We start from the raw sequence: 13,556 nt of genomic DNA, 5'->3' as shown, positions 1-13,556 counted from the left end.
ACCGATCGCGACGCGGAAGAAGTACGCCTCCGCATGAGCGCGATGCAGCGCGGCTGGCAGCGGGCCCGCCGCGAGGACGCACCAGGAACGACACCGGAGGGGAACGGTCGATGACCGCACCGAACGCCGCAGTACCCAACTCACCCGGCGAGCTGAACTGGCTCCTCGACGAACTCGTCGAGCGGGTCGGCTCCGTCCGCAAGGCCCTGGTCCTCTCCAGCGACGGCCTGCCGACCGGGGCCTCCAAGGACCTCAGCCGCGAGGACAGCGAGCACATGGCGGCCGTCGCCTCCGGCTTCCACAGCCTCGCCAAGGGCGTCGGCCGCCACTTCGACGCCGGCCAGGTCCGCCAGACCGTCGTCGAACTGGAGGAGGCCTTCCTGTTCGTGACCGCCGCCGGTGACGGCAGCTGCCTCGCGGTCCTCGCCGACGCCGACTCCGACGTCGGCCTCGTGGCGTACGAGATGACGCTCATGGTCAAGCGCGTCGGTGCGCACCTCGGCACCGCCCCCCGCGGCGGACTGCCCGCCGGCGGGTGAGGCGGGGTGCCGTGAACGACGCAGCGGGAGGACAGCCGGGGCAGCTCGGCCCGGGCCGCCACCGCGGTGACGTCCACCACTGGTTCGACGACGACGCCGGACCGGTGGTCCGCCCGTACACGATGACCCGCGGCCGCACCGGCAGCTGCACCCGGCACCGCCTCGACCTGATCGCGGTCGTCGTCCCCGAGCCCGCGGCGGACGACCCCGGCCGCGACCGGGCACTGTCCCCGGAGCACGTGGAGATCGTCGAGCGGTGCGTCGACTGCCCCCGCTCCATCGCCGAGCTCGCCGCCGACATGGACCTGCCCGTCGGGGTCGTCCGGGTGCTGGTCGGCGACCTCCTCGACGAGGAGCTCGTCCACGTGACCCGTCCTGTACCTCCGGCGGAACTGCCGGATGCGAGCATTCTGCGTGAGGTGATCAATGGCCTTCGGGCGCTCTAGCCGCATGGGTCCGCCGCCGGTCGACCCGGTGACCCTGAAGATCCTGGTCGCGGGAGGGTTCGGGGTGGGCAAGACCACCCTGGTCGGGGCGGTGAGCGAGATCCGGCCGCTGCGCACCGAGGAGCACCTGACCGAGGCGAGCCGGCCCGTCGACGACCTGGACGGCGTCGAGGCCAAGTCGACGACCACGGTCGCCATGGACTTCGGCCGGATCACCCTCCGGGACGACCTCGTGCTGTACCTCTTCGGAACCCCCGGCCAGGACCGGTTCTGGTTCCTGTGGGACGAGCTCGCGCAGGGGGCGCTGGGCGCGGTCGTCCTCGCGGACACCCGCCGCCTCGGGGACTCCTTCGCCGCGATCGACTACTTCGAGCGCCGCCGCCTCCCCTTCCTCGTCGGCGTCAACTGCTTCGAAGGCGCCGACCGCTACCCGCCCGAGACGGTGCGGGCGGCGCTGGACCTCGACGCGGACGTGCCGCTCCTCCTGTGCGACGCCCGGGACCGCGCGTCGGTCAAGGAGGTGCTGGTCACCCTCGTCCAGCACGCCCTGACCTTCACCGCGCCCCCCGCCGCGGAGCCGGTCACCTGACCCGCGCCGCCCCGGGGCGCCGTTCACCGGCCCGCGCCGCCCCGGTCACCGCAGCACCGACCGGCGGGCCACCGGGAAGTCGAAGTACGTGTCGGGGAACGGCTCCGGCCGGTACGTGAAGTGCCACCACTCCTCCGGCAGGTTCACGAACCCCTGCGCGGAGAGGGCCGCCCGCAGCAGGTCCCGGTGGGCCCGCGCTTCCCCCTGGATCCGCGGGTCGTCGGTGCGCGACAGCGGGTCGAAGCAGTCGAACGCGGTACCCATGTCGACCGATCCGTCCGGGACCCGCTGCCCTGGCGGTGCCGCGCAGTCCACCGCCGGTCGACCCGGTGCGTACGGCCGGGCGGGCACGTACGGCAGCCGCACCAGCGTCACGTCGACGGTCGAGCCCCGGCTGTGCCCGGACCGCGCCGCGATGTACCCGTCGGCGAACAGCCGCGCCTTCTCCACCCGCGGGTAGAACTCCGCCTTCGTCCGCTCGTCCGCGAGGTCCTCCGCCCACCGCACGAAGTGGTCGACGGCCCGCTGCGGCCGGTAGCAGTCGTACACCTTCAGCGCGTAGCCCCGCCGCAGCAGCCCCGCCTGCGCGCGGCCCAGCGCTTCCGCGGCGGGCCGTGTGAGCAGGCACACCGGCTGCCGGTAGCCCTCCACCGGCCGGCCCACGAAGTTGTGCTCCGTCGTGTAGCGCATGTCCTGGAGGACCGTCGGGTCCACCGACCGCAGGGTCACGAACTGCGGCGGCGCCGCCGCTCCGGCCGTGCCTGCGCAGCGGGCGCCCCCGCACCGCAGGCCACGGCGAGGGCCGCCCCCGCCGCCAGCGCGGCCACCGCCCCGCGCACCGCCGCCAGCGCGGCCACCGCCTCACGCACCGCCGTCGCGACGGCACCCTGACGTCGTGTCATGCACACCCCCTACCCCCGGCGGTCCCGCCACTACAGTCACCCCCGTGAAGACCACCCATTGCGTCGACTGCGGCACCGCCCACCCCGACCCCGCCGCGGACTGGCCCCGCACCTGCCCCGCCTGCGGCGCCGTCGCCTACCGCAACCCGCTGCCCGTCGCCGTCGCCCTCCTCCCGGTCTCGGACCGGCACGGCACCGGTCTCGTCGTCGTCACCCGCACCATCGAGCCCCAGCGGGGCGGCACCGCCCTCCCCGGCGGTTTCGTCGACCACGCCGAGGACTGGCGGCACGCCGTGGCACGCGAGCTGTACGAGGAGACCGGCATCGAGGCCGACGCCCGCGACGTGCGCCTCGCCGACGCCCTGAGCTCGCCCGGCGGACACCTGCTCCTCTTCGGCCTCCTGCCCGAACGGCCCGCCACCGACCTCCCGCAGCCCCGGCCCACGGCGGAGACGACCGGCTACCACCTCCTGCGCAGCGCCGCGCCCCTGTGCTTCCCGCTGCACACGGAAGCGGCCCGCAGGTGGTTCGCCGGTGTCTACGCGCCCGCACCGTCGCCGACCGGCAGCTGACACCGCCGTACCCCTCCGGCGGCTCCTGCCGGCGGAGGAGACCCGGCGCACACGCCACCGCGCCCGGCCCCCGCACACGCCACCGCGCCCGGCTTCGCACACGCCACCGTGCCCGGGTCCCGCCCATGTCACCACCACGCCCGGCCCCCGCACACGCCACCGCGCCCGGCCCCCGCACACGCCGCCGCGCCGGGTCCGCCAATCCCCCCGCCACGGGGGCAGCCTCAACGACCGGCAGCACGGCGACCACCGGACCCGGACCCCGCCCCGGCCCCCACCACCCGGCGCCCGAGCCGCCGCACGCCACCGCAGCCCGGCAGCCGCGCCCTCCCGGCGGTCAGTCGATCAGCCGCCCCGCACCCGCACCCCCTCCTCCACCGCCACCGCCCCCTCTTCCGTCATCCGCTCCACCCTGACCTCACCCTTCACCCACCGCGTCACATACCGCTCCACCTCCACCGGCCCCCACCCGTCACCGGGATCCCGGACGACCACACCGCCCCCCGTCCGGCCCGGGGCCGGCGCCCACACCTCCAACTCCACCGCGCCGCCGTCCTCACTCCGCACCGGCACCACCGACCCCGCCCGTGCCAGCACCGGGATCCGCGACAGCGGCGCCTCCAGCAGCACCTGCCCCGGCCCCTCGTGCACCCGGCCCGTCACCGTCTCGTACCACCGGCCGCGCGGCAGCCGCACCGCCCGCCGGTCCGTACCCCGCGTCAGCACCGGCGCCACCAGCAGAGCGTCCCCCAGCAGGAACGCGTCCTCGCAGTCCCGCAGTTCCCGCTCCTCCGGAGCGCTCCACCACAGCGGCCGCACATACGGCGCACCCGTCGACCGGGCCAGCCACGACAGCGTCACGAAGTACGGCCGCAACCGCTCCCGCTCCTCCAGCGCCGCCCGCGCGTACTCCAGCACCTTCGGACCGAACTCCCACGGCTCCCGCCGCCCCGCGTCGATCGCCGCATGCGTACGGAACAACGGCAGCCACGCCCCCAGCTGGAACCACCGCAGATACAGCTCCGCCGACGGGTGCCCGTCGAAACCCCCCACGTCAGGCCCCGAGTACGGCACCCCGCACAACCCCAGCCCCAGCACCAGAGCCAGGGACGCCCGCAGCCCCGGCCACTGCGTCGCCACGTCACCCGACCACGTCCCGCCGTACCGCTGCATGCCCACCCACCCGGACCGGGAGAACAGGAACGGCCGCTCGCCGGGCCGCAGCCGCACCAGGCCCTCGTACCCCGCGCGCGCCATCGACAGCCCGTACACGTTGTGCGCCTCGCGGTGGTCCCCGCCCCGCCCCTCCAGGGAGTGCCGCGCCGACCGGGGCAGCGTCATGTCCCCGAACGGCGCGAACGACACCGGCTCGTTCATGTCGTGCCACACACCGGAGAAGCCCTGCCCCAACCGCTCCTCGTACAGCCCTCCCCACCACTCCCGCACCGCCGGATCGGTGAAGTCCGGATACACGCACTCACCCGGCCACACCACCCCCCGCACCACCCGGCCCCGCGCGTCCCGCACGTACGCCCCGCCCTCCCCGACCCGGCGGCCCGCCTCGTACACCGCCCCGCCCGGCTCCGCCTTCACTGCGGGGTCCACGATCGACACCAGCCGCACCCCGCGCCCCCGCAGCTCCGCGGCCAGCCCCGGCAGATCCGGGAAGTTCCGCCCGTCCACCGTGAACACCCGGTGCCCGTCATAGTGGTCGATGTCCAGGTGCAGCACCGACAGCGGCAAATCCCGCTCCCCGTACCCCGCCACCACCCGGCGCACCTCCTCGGCGCTGCCGAACCCCCACCGCGCGTGCTGCGGCCCCAGCGCCCACGACGGCGGCACCGCCGGAGCCCCCGTCAACTGCGTCCAGCAGTGCAGGACCCGCGCCGGGGACCCCACCACCACCCAGCACCGCAGCGGACCCCCGCTCATCCGGACCTCGCTCACCCCCGGCCGGTCCAGCCCCGAGCCCGCGCCCTCGGCGCCCTCCCGCAGCGCCACCTGCCCGTCCCACGTGCTGTCGTAGAAGGCCAGGTGCGTCCCGCCGTCCGCCACCACCCACTGCACCGGCATGGTGATGTACATCGGGTCCGTCTCCGGCCCGATCCGCCCCCGCGGGTCGGTGTTCCACAACCCGTACGTCCCGTCCCGCAGCCGCGGCCCCGAAGCCCGCCCCCCGAGCCCGAAGAACCGCGCGTCCGCCGGCACCTCCGAACGCTGCACCCACCGCGCCGGACCCCCGCCCTCCGGCTCCCACCAGCGCGGCGGCAGCTCCCGGCGCAGCACCACGCCGCCCGGCGTGCACACCTCCACCGCCCCGTTCCGCGAGATCCCCACCGTGACCCGCTCCGCCACCACCCGCCAGCCGCCGTCCGTGTCCGGCTCCAGCACCGCCCGGCCGTCCGGCTCGGGCACCTCACCCGCCAGCCCGTACGACGGCAGCGGCCCCGCCCCGTCCCAGCCCCAGAACACCGTCCCCCGCCACTCACCCGCACCCGCAGCTCCGCCCGCTCGAACCGCACCAGGCCACCCCCGGCACCGGCTCCGCACCCACCACCCGCCCCGGCACCCGCGCCCGCTCCCGCCCCCGCGGCGGCAGCCCCACCGCGTCGGCACGCCGCTGCCGCCACACCGAGCGCATCGCCCGCAGCCCCCGCACCCTGCCGAACACCCATACCGAACGCACCAGCTCACGACCGTCCATGCCGCTCACCCTGCCACTGCGGAAGCCGCCCGGGGGAGCCGTTCAACAGCCGTTCACCCGTGGCGGCGCCCCATGCCCGGCCGCCCGGCCATGGGGGGAGAACCCTGGTGCGAACAACGATCACATGGCATCGTCCTGTCAGCCGCGTCACGCGCACACCCCAGCCCGTGCGCGGGACGCACGCCATCCGCGTACAGCCAGGGAGCAACCTCCGATGACGACGACGTCAGCGACCGCGCACTCCGACCCGTCCGGCCCGCTGTGGCAGCCGGACCAGGACCGCATCGCCTCCGCCGCGGTCACCCGCTTCCAGGCCTGGGCCGCCGAGCGGCACGGCGCCCCCGCCGACGGCGGGTACCCCGCACTGCACCGCTGGTCCGTCGACCACCTCGACGCCTTCTGGCGCGCCGTCGCCGAGTGGTTCGACGTCCGCTTCAGCACCCCGTACGAACGCGTCCTCGGCGACCGCGCCATGCCCGGCGCCCAGTGGTTCCCCGGCGCCTCCCTCAACTACGCCGAGCACGCCCTGCGCGCCGCCGACCAGCGCCCCGACGCACCCGCTCTGCTCCACGTCGACGAGACCCAGGAGATCCGCCCCGTCAGCTGGACGGAGCTGCGCCGCCAGGTCGGCGCCCTCGCCGCGCAGCTGCGCGCCCTCGGCGTACGCCCCGGCGACCGGGTCAGCGGCTACCTCCCCAACATCCCCGAAGCCGTCACCGCCCTGCTCGCCACCGCCGCCGTCGGCGCGGTCTGGACCTCCTGCGCCCCCGACTTCGGCGCCCGCAGCGTCCTCGACCGCTTCCAGCAGGTCGAACCCGTCGTCCTGTTCACCGTCGACGGCTACCGCTACGGCGGCAAGGAGCACGACCGCCGCGACACCGTGGCCGAACTCCGCCGCGACCTGCCCACCCTCCGCGCCGTCGTCCACATCCCGCTCCTCGGCACCCAGGCCCCCGACGGCGCCCTGGAATGGTCCGACCTCACCGCCGGCGACACCGCGCCGGTCTACGAGCAGGTCCCCTTCGACCACCCGCTGTGGATCCTCTACTCCTCCGGCACCACCGGCCTGCCCAAGGCCATCGTCCAGTCCCAGGGCGGCATCCTGCTGGAGCACTTCAAGCAGATCGGCCTGCACTGCGACCTCGGCCCCGAGGACCGGTTCTTCTGGTACACCTCCACCGGCTGGATGATGTGGAACTTCCTCGTCTCCGGCCTCCTCACCGGAACCACCGTCGTCCTGTACGACGGAAGCCCCGGCCACCCCGACACCGGCGCCCAGTGGCGCATCGCGGAACGCACCGGAGCCACCCTCTTCGGCACCTCCGCCGCCTACGTCATGGCCTGCCGCAAAGCCGGCGTCCACCCCGCCCGCGACCACGACCTGTCCCGGGTCGCCTGCGTCGCCACCACCGGCTCCCCCCTGCCGCCCGACGGCTTCCGCTGGCTCCACGACGAGTTCGCCGACGCCGGACACGACCTGTGGATCGCCTCCGTCAGCGGCGGCACCGACGTGTGCAGCTGCTTCGCCGGAGCCGTCCCCACCCTCCCCGTCCACATCGGGGAACTCCAGGCCGCCTGCCTCGGCACCGACCTCCAGGCATGGGACCCCCAGGGCAAGCCCCTCGTCGGCGAGGTCGGCGAGCTCGTCGTCACCAACCCCATGCCGTCCATGCCGATCGGCTTCTGGAACGACCCCGACGGCAGCCGCTACCGCGACAGCTACTTCGAGACGTACCCCGGCGTCTGGCGCCACGGCGACTGGATCACCCTCACCGACCACGGCTCCGTCGTCATCCACGGCCGCTCCGACTCCACCCTCAACCGCCAGGGCGTCCGCATGGGCAGCGCCGACATCTACGAAGCCGTCGAGCGCCTCCCCGAGATCAAGGAATCCCTCGTGATCGGCCTGGAGGAACCCGGCGGCGGCTACTGGATGCCGCTGTTCGTCCACCTCGCCGAGGGCGCCACCCTCGACGAGCAGCTGATCGACCGCATCAGGCGGACCATCCGCAGCGAGCTCTCCCCCCGCCACGTCCCCGACACCGTCATCCAGGTCCCCGCCATCCCCCACACCCTCACCGGAAAGCGCCTCGAAGTCCCCGTCAAGCGCCTCCTCCAGGGCACCGCCCTCGACAAGGCCGTCAACCCCGGCTCCGTCGACGACGTCTCACTCCTCCACTTCTACGAGGAGCTCGCCCGCACCCGCCGCACCACCGGCGCCTGACGCCCGGCCCCGTTGTCAGTCCCCCTGGTTACGCTGAGTGAGCATCGATCACCTGCTGATCACCAGGGGGACCCATGGCAGACACGACCAGGACCGGAAGCACCACCCTCCGCCGCGCCCTGCGCCGCGAAGTGCCCAGCACCGTCGGCCTCCTCGCCGACGCCCACGACTTCGCGGCCATGCGCCGCTACCGCTCCTTCACCTTCGACGACCACACCACCTACCTCCGCGAGACCGAGCGCCTCCTGCGGACCCTCGCCACCAGCGGCGGCCACACCACCGTCGCCCTCTTCGACCCCGCGGACTACGCCGCCTACTGCGCCGAGGCGGGCCTCGACCCCGACACGTCCGCCAGCCGCAGCCGGTACACCGCCGAGATCGCCGCCACCGGCGCCCGCGTCACCTACACCGGCCAGTCCCTCGACGAGCTCGTCCCCGCGCTGGTCGACACCGCCGCCCGCCACGCCACCCGCGCCTACGCGACGGCACTCCTCGCCGGTGCCGGGCCGTGCGCCGAGTGCGGCCAGGACATCGGCCGCGCCGCCTACGACCAGGCCACCCGCGCCGTCCTCCGCCTGCTCGACCGCGCCGGTCCCGGCCGCCACCACCTGGTCTGCAGCCTCCCCGCCGGCGACGACCACCTCCTGGCCGCCCTCCACACGACCCGCGGCGCCGCGCCCCCGACCTCACTCGACTCCGCCGACGCCACCGAGTTCCTCACCGTCCTCGCCGCCGGCCTGGCCCGCCGGTCACCCGGAGGACTCGTCCTGCGCACCACGGCCCCCGGATCCCCCGACCGCCTTCACGGCTGGCGCCTCGACCGCGGCCGCCTCGTCCCCCTCACCGAAGCGGAGGTCTTCGACGCCTACTGCACCGACGCCGACACCGGAGAACCCCTCCCGCCCGAACCGGGCGTCACCTACCGGCCGGGCTTCGACCTGGCCCCCGACGACGGCCGCCCCGCCCACGGCTGACCCCGGCACGCGCAAAAAGGGGGGCCTTCCCGCCCCACAACGGGAAGGCCCCCCACCGCGACCGGACACGTCACGGCCGCAGCGGCTCACTCACCGGACAGCACCGCCTGCGCAGCGAGCCGCGCCTCCTCCGCCGACTCGGCCGCACGCGCCGCCGCGGCCGCACGCTCGCACTGCGCCAGCGTGTACGTCGCCAGCGCCGCCCGCACGTACGGAATCGACGCCGCACCCATCGACAGGGAGGTCACCCCCAGACCCGTCAGCACGCACGCCAGCAGCGGATCGGACGCAGCCTCGCCGCACACCCCGCAGCTCTTGCCCTCGGCACGGGCCGCCTCGGCCGCCAGCGCGACGAGATCGAGCAGCGCCGGCTGCCATGGGTCCTGCAGCCGCGACACCGCCCCCACCTGCCGGTCCGCGGCGAACGTGTACTGCGCCAGGTCGTTCGTGCCCAGCGACAGGAACTCGACCTCCTGCAGGATCGAGCGCGCCCGCAGCGCGGCGGACGGGATCTCCACCATGGCGCCGAACTTCGCCCGCAGCCCCGCCTCGCGGCACGCGTCGGCGAACGCCCGCGCGTCCGCCCGGTCCGCCACCATCGGCGCCATGACCTCCAGGTACACCGGCAGGCCCTCGGCGGCCTTCGACAGCGCCCTCAGCTGCGTCCGCAGCACCTCCGGGTGGTCCAGCAGCGTCCGCAGACCCCGCACACCCAGCGCAGGGTTCGGCTCGTCGGCAGGCGTCAGGAAGTCCAGCGGCTTGTCCGCGCCCGCGTCCAGCACCCGCACGACGACCCGGCCCTCCGGGAACGCCTCCAGCACCTTCCGGTACGCCTCGACCTGCTTCTCCTCGGACGGCGCCTTCTTGCTGTCGTCCAGGAACAGGAACTCGGTACGGAAGAGGCCGACGCCCTCGGCCCCCGCCTCGACGGCCGCCGGCACGTCCGCGGGACCGCCGACGTTCGCCAGCAGCGGCACCTTGTGGCCGTCCGAGGTGGCGCCGGGACCGGTGGACGCCGCCAGCGCTGCCCTGCGCTCCGCAGCGGCCTGCTCCATCGCCGCCCGCTTCTCGGCACTCGGCTCGACGAGCACCTCGCCCGTGCTGCCGTCCACCGCCACCACGACGCCTTCGGCCAGCTCGCACGCCCCCGGCAGCGCCACCACGGCCGGCACCCCCAGCGCCCGCGCCAGGATCGCGCTGTGACTGGTCGGCCCGCCCTCCTCCGTCACGAACCCGAGCACCAGGGACGGGTCGAGCAGCGCCGTGTCGGCCGGCGCGAGATCACGCGCGATCAGCACGTACGGCTCGTCGCTGTCCGGCACTCCCGGCATCGGCACGCCGAGCAGCCGCGCCACGATCCGGTTCCGCACGTCGTCCAGGTCCGCGACCCGGCCGGCCAGGTACTCGCCGGCACCCGCCAGCAGCGCCCGGTACGCCGCGAACGCGTCGTACACCGCCCGCTCGGCCGTCGACCCCACCGCGATCCGCCGCTCCACGTCGGCCATCAGCTCGGGGTCCTGCGCCATCATGGCCTGGGCCTCCAGCACGTGCTGCGCCTCACCGCCGGCGAGGTTGCCCCGCGCTATCAGGTCGGCCGCCACGGCCTCCACGGCCTGCCGGGCGCGCCCCTGCTCCCGCTCGGCCTCCTCGGCCGGGATCTGCTTGGCCGGGGGCTCCAGCACCGCCGTGCCCATGTGCCGTACCTCGCCGATCGCCACTCCGTGGCTGACACCGACGCCGCGCAGCGTTGTCTCCATCGTCACCGTTCACCGTCTCCCGTCGGGCGGCGGCCCTGTCCCGTCCGCCGCGATATGAACCACCCCGTCGGCGCCGCCGCTCGGACGGCGCCGGGGTGCGAGGTCACTGCCAGGCGAAGAGCGTGTCGCCGGTCTTGAGGTCGCTGTCCTCACGCAGCTCGGACAGCGCGTCCGCCGTCGCCTCCAGCGCCACCACCGGGCAGATCGGGGACTTGCCCGCGGCCTCGACGGCGGCCGGGTCCCAGCGCACGATCTCCTGGCCGCGTGCGACGGTGTCGCCCTTGTCGACGAGCAGCTCGAAGCCCTCGCCGTTGAGCTGGACGGTGTCGATGCCCAGGTGCACCAGCACACCGTGGCCCTGGCTGTCGACGACGACGAAGGCGTGCGGGTGCAGGGAGACGACGACACCGTCGACGGGGGCCACCGCGGTGGACCGCTCGCGCACGGGGTCGATGGCGGTGCCCGGGCCGACCATGGCCCCGGAGAAGACCGGGTCGGGAACGGCGGCGAGTCCGATGGCGCGTCCGGCGAGCGGCGACGTCACGGTGGTCATGGAGGGCCTCCCAGAGGGCGGAGATGGTGTGGCGCCGTCACTGCCTGTCCCGGACGGCGTACTGTTCAGAGCGTATGTCATGAAAAGTCCGGGTTCCGCATGAGAGATACCGATTGGCAGCCCTCGCGTTCGCCGGAACGATTTGCCTCAACTACCGCTGCGGGGTAGTGTCGTTGCCCTGCCTGGCGCCCGACGCGACTCTGAGCGGAGGGCCGGCAGCGACCGCCTGACAGGGCGAGATCCTAACTGGTCTACACCACTACTGGTCTACACCACTGTGTGTACGTGTCCTCGGTGGGGTGGTCGGAGGGGGTCCGAAACCCTGGTAAGGTCGTCGGGCCGGAAAGGGAAAGCGCGAAAGCGAAGAACTTCCGGAAAACCAACCCCCTCCAGCGGGTGGCGGAAACGGAAAACGGATCTGCTAAGCTGGAAACACCGAAGGGAAGCGCCCGGAGGAAAGCCCGAGAGGGTGAGTACGAAGGAAGCGTCCGTTCCTTGAGAACTCAACAGCGTGCCAAAAGTCAACGCCAGATATGTTGATAACCCCGTCTCTTGGAGACGAGGTTCCTTTGAAAAACACAGCGAGGACGCTGTGAACCGGGAGATTATTCCTCTCCTGGTTCCGCTCAACGCGAGTGTTGACCCGGATCACCGGGAAGCATTCACGGAGAGTTTGATCCTGGCTCAGGACGAACGCTGGCGGCGTGCTTAACACATGCAAGTCGAACGATGAACCACTTCGGTGGGGATTAGTGGCGAACGGGTGAGTAACACGTGGGCAATCTGCCCTGCACTCTGGGACAAGCCCTGGAAACGGGGTCTAATACCGGATACGACCACTTCAGGCATCTGATGGTGGTGGAAAGCTCCGGCGGTGCAGGATGAGCCCGCGGCCTATCAGCTTGTTGGTGAGGTAACGGCTCACCAAGGCGACGACGGGTAGCCGGCCTGAGAGGGCGACCGGCCACACTGGGACTGAGACACGGCCCAGACTCCTACGGGAGGCAGCAGTGGGGAATATTGCACAATGGGCGAAAGCCTGATGCAGCGACGCCGCGTGAGGGATGACGGCCTTCGGGTTGTAAACCTCTTTCAGCAGGGAAGAAGCGAAAGTGACGGTACCTGCAGAAGAAGCGCCGGCTAACTACGTGCCAGCAGCCGCGGTAATACGTAGGGCGCAAGCGTTGTCCGGAATTATTGGGCGTAAAGAGCTCGTAGGCGGCCTGTCACGTCGGTTGTGAAAGCCCGGGGCTTAACCCCGGGTCTGCAGTCGATACGGGCAGGCTAGAGTTCGGTAGGGGAGATCGGAATTCCTGGTGTAGCGGTGAAATGCGCAGATATCAGGAGGAACACCGGTGGCGAAGGCGGATCTCTGGGCCGATACTGACGCTGAGGAGCGAAAGCGTGGGGAGCGAACAGGATTAGATACCCTGGTAGTCCACGCCGTAAACGTTGGGAACTAGGTGTGGGCGACATTCCACGTCGTCCGTGCCGCAGCTAACGCATTAAGTTCCCCGCCTGGGGAGTACGGCCGCAAGGCTAAAACTCAAAGGAATTGACGGGGGCCCGCACAAGCGGCGGAGCATGTGGCTTAATTCGACGCAACGCGAAGAACCTTACCAAGGCTTGACATACACCGGAAACATCTAGAGATAGGTGCCCCTTGTGGTCGGTGTACAGGTGGTGCATGGCTGTCGTCAGCTCGTGTCGTGAGATGTTGGGTTAAGTCCCGCAACGAGCGCAACCCTTGTCCCGTGTTGCCAGCAGGCCCTTGTGGTGCTGGGGACTCACGGGAGACCGCCGGGGTCAACTCGGAGGAAGGTGGGGACGACGTCAAGTCATCATGCCCCTTATGTCTTGGGCTGCACACGTGCTACAATGGCCGGTACAAAGAGCTGCGATACCGTGAGGTGGAGCGAATCTCAAAAAGCCGGTCTCAGTTCGGATTGGGGTCTGCAACTCGACCCCATGAAGTCGGAGTCGCTAGTAATCGCAGATCAGCATTGCTGCGGTGAATACGTTCCCGGGCCTTGTACACACCGCCCGTCACGTCACGAAAGTCGGTAACACCCGAAGCCGGTGGCCCAACCCCTTGTGGGAGGGAGCTGTCGAAGGTGGGACTGGCGATTGGGACGAAGTCGTAACAAGGTAGCCGTACCGGAAGGTGCGGCTGGATCACCTCCTTTCTAAGGAGCACTTCTCACCGGGCATTGCCCGGTCAGGGGCCAGTACATCAGCGAGTGTCTGATGCTGGTTGCTCATGGGTGGAACGTTGACTATTCGGCCTGGTGCATGG

The 13,556-nt window shown here is 72.1% G+C and carries 10 protein-coding genes, 1 rRNA gene and 1 pseudogene; 7 read left to right on the top strand and 5 right to left on the bottom strand.

What is annotated here, in order from left to right; translation table 11 throughout:
- The first annotated feature begins 110 nt into the window (after window positions 1–110).
- The 3 genes from L6E17_RS01865 to L6E17_RS01855 are packed head-to-tail and all read left to right on the top strand — an operon-like array spanning window position 111 to window position 1,574.
- Complete coding sequence (locus tag L6E17_RS01865; RefSeq protein WP_236239605.1) at window positions 111–539, top strand: roadblock/LC7 domain-containing protein; 429 nt, start codon at window positions 111–113, stop codon at window positions 537–539.
- A gap of 11 nt (window positions 540–550) precedes the next feature.
- Window positions 551–985, top strand: coding sequence for a DUF742 domain-containing protein (locus L6E17_RS01860; RefSeq protein ID WP_236239031.1), 435 nt, complete (start codon window positions 551–553; stop codon window positions 983–985).
- A complete protein-coding gene (locus L6E17_RS01855; RefSeq protein WP_236239030.1) occupies window positions 966–1,574 on the top strand; it encodes an ATP/GTP-binding protein in 609 nt (202 codons plus the stop codon). The genes L6E17_RS01860 and L6E17_RS01855 overlap by 20 nt, the downstream gene beginning before the upstream one ends.
- A gap of 45 nt (window positions 1,575–1,619) precedes the next feature.
- On the opposite strand, the gene L6E17_RS01850 is transcribed toward L6E17_RS01855, so the two are convergent.
- Window positions 1,620–2,288: a M15 family metallopeptidase gene (locus L6E17_RS01850; RefSeq protein ID WP_374108976.1), complete on the bottom strand. Its 669-nt coding sequence runs from the start codon at window positions 2,286–2,288 to the stop codon at window positions 1,620–1,622.
- 11 nt (window positions 2,289–2,299) lie between these two features.
- Window positions 2,300–2,476 (bottom strand): hypothetical protein, encoded by a 177-nt coding sequence (locus L6E17_RS31330; protein ID WP_374108975.1) that lies wholly within the window; start codon window positions 2,474–2,476, stop codon window positions 2,300–2,302.
- A 44-nt stretch (window positions 2,477–2,520) separates the two neighbouring features.
- Here L6E17_RS31330 and L6E17_RS01845 point away from each other — a divergent pair, with 44 nt between their 5' ends.
- Window positions 2,521–3,048 (top strand): NUDIX domain-containing protein, encoded by a 528-nt coding sequence (locus tag L6E17_RS01845; RefSeq protein ID WP_236239029.1) that lies wholly within the window; start codon window positions 2,521–2,523, stop codon window positions 3,046–3,048.
- Between the two features lie 345 nt (window positions 3,049–3,393).
- Here the strand turns inward: L6E17_RS01845 and L6E17_RS01840 are convergent.
- Window positions 3,394–5,752, bottom strand: a pseudogene (locus L6E17_RS01840) (TIM-barrel domain-containing protein).
- 214 nt (window positions 5,753–5,966) lie between these two features.
- On the opposite strand from L6E17_RS01840, the gene L6E17_RS01835 reads away from it, so the two are divergent.
- Together L6E17_RS01835 and L6E17_RS01830 are read left to right on the top strand one after the other, a co-directional pair.
- Window positions 5,967–7,976: an acetoacetate--CoA ligase gene (locus L6E17_RS01835; RefSeq protein ID WP_236239028.1), complete on the top strand. Its 2,010-nt coding sequence runs from the start codon at window positions 5,967–5,969 to the stop codon at window positions 7,974–7,976.
- A gap of 74 nt (window positions 7,977–8,050) precedes the next feature.
- The gene (locus L6E17_RS01830) at window positions 8,051–8,950 is read left to right on the top strand and encodes a hypothetical protein (RefSeq protein ID WP_236239027.1); all 900 of its coding nucleotides are present in this window, start codon (window positions 8,051–8,053) and stop codon (window positions 8,948–8,950) included.
- 86 nt (window positions 8,951–9,036) lie between these two features.
- On the opposite strand, the gene ptsP is transcribed toward L6E17_RS01830, so the two are convergent.
- Window positions 9,037–10,707, bottom strand: coding sequence for a phosphoenolpyruvate--protein phosphotransferase (gene ptsP, locus L6E17_RS01825; RefSeq protein ID WP_236239604.1), 1,671 nt, complete (start codon window positions 10,705–10,707; stop codon window positions 9,037–9,039).
- A 103-nt stretch (window positions 10,708–10,810) separates the two neighbouring features.
- Window positions 10,811–11,260, bottom strand: coding sequence for a PTS glucose transporter subunit IIA (locus tag L6E17_RS01820; protein WP_236239026.1), 450 nt, complete (start codon window positions 11,258–11,260; stop codon window positions 10,811–10,813).
- 661 nt (window positions 11,261–11,921) lie between these two features.
- On the opposite strand from L6E17_RS01820, the gene L6E17_RS01815 reads away from it, so the two are divergent.
- A 16S ribosomal RNA gene (locus L6E17_RS01815) occupies window positions 11,922–13,446 on the top strand.
- The last annotated feature ends 110 nt before the right edge of the window (window positions 13,447–13,556 follow it).

Source organism: Streptomyces sp. CC228A (genome assembly GCF_021390935.1).
Taxonomy (GTDB): domain Bacteria; phylum Actinomycetota; class Actinomycetes; order Streptomycetales; family Streptomycetaceae; genus Streptomyces.
Note: the sequence above shows the minus strand (reverse complement) of the source record. Positions and strands in the feature narration are given on the sequence as shown.